Origin of the sequence: Cohnella suwonensis, from assembly GCF_042655365.1 — a bacterium.
Lineage (GTDB): Bacteria > Bacillota > Bacilli > Paenibacillales > Paenibacillaceae > Cohnella > Cohnella suwonensis.
Genome location: NZ_JBHSMH010000092.1, coordinates 1 through 1,010, shown reverse-complemented (window position 1 = coordinate 1,010; position 1,010 = coordinate 1). Strand labels below are relative to the sequence as shown.

1 pseudogene is annotated in these 1,010 nt (G+C 40.7%); it reads right to left on the bottom strand.

Annotated elements, in window-relative coordinates:
• Positions 1 to 104 (bottom strand): annotated as a pseudogene (locus tag ACFPPD_RS21395) (protein tyrosine phosphatase); the annotation flags it as partial.
• Positions 105 to 1,010: the final 906 nt, after the last annotated feature.

Genomic DNA, 1,010 nt, shown 5'->3' with positions numbered 1-1,010 from the left:
TCAGTACCGGCAGAGCGAACTTCATAACCATTGTAGCCATCAAAGATCTTCTCAGCAGTTAAACTGCGCCATTTATTTCGGCTGCATATAAAGAGTAATTTAATGTCTTGTTCACCTTTACTTTAAGATTATTTGGTTTCATTATAGCACTTGAAGTTAAGCCTTTCCCCCGATTTCTTATAACGTTCATGTGTTCACGACGTCCCACCACCTTAAGCCCGAAGGGCGGCCGCGATGCGGTTAGGTGGTGCGGATGTGTCCGGCTGAATTACTTACAGTTGCTGAGCTGCTCCAGTCGAATCCGCTTCCCTACTCCTGCCGGACCGAGGGCCGAATGGCCCGATGCGTGAACATGGTGTTAGATGATGGCCCCGTCTTCTTCGAATAATCTTACACCGAATTATTCTTATAAGCCTCTGCCTGATAACCGTCTACTGGGAATCCCTCTTAATTAATTGATATATTATTAAATTCTCCTAAGCTAATACCCATATCTATATAATTATCTTCAATCCTACAGTCTTCGTTCTCAAATAATTCATCATGAAATATAAATCCGATAAAATTGGTCTTCATATTTAGTACGATATAATCCCCGTTTAATCCATGGCCGATAATAAGAAGTCCTAATTTAATACATTTACTGTTAGGCAAATCCGTATTCTCTTCTTCTAAATCGTTGGCTTTATAAAAAAAATTGTGACCAAACTTAATGATTGGGTATATGAAAATCTTTCATAAAAATCACTAATATGCTTGGGAACATTAAATAAAAAACGTCTGTGTATTCAGAGATAGTGCTTCGCTTGATGTTGGAAATTGTAATGTTTCCAGAGCTACATCGAATAAATGAAGATCCATTACTTATCACTTCATTCCCTATAGGGTTTGGGTTTTCGGGGCTTTCATCTAACGTTCATGTGTTCACGACGTCCCACCACCTTAAGCCCGAAGGGCGGCCGCGATGCGGTTAGGTGGTGCGGATGTGTCCGGCTGAATTTGCTTCCTTG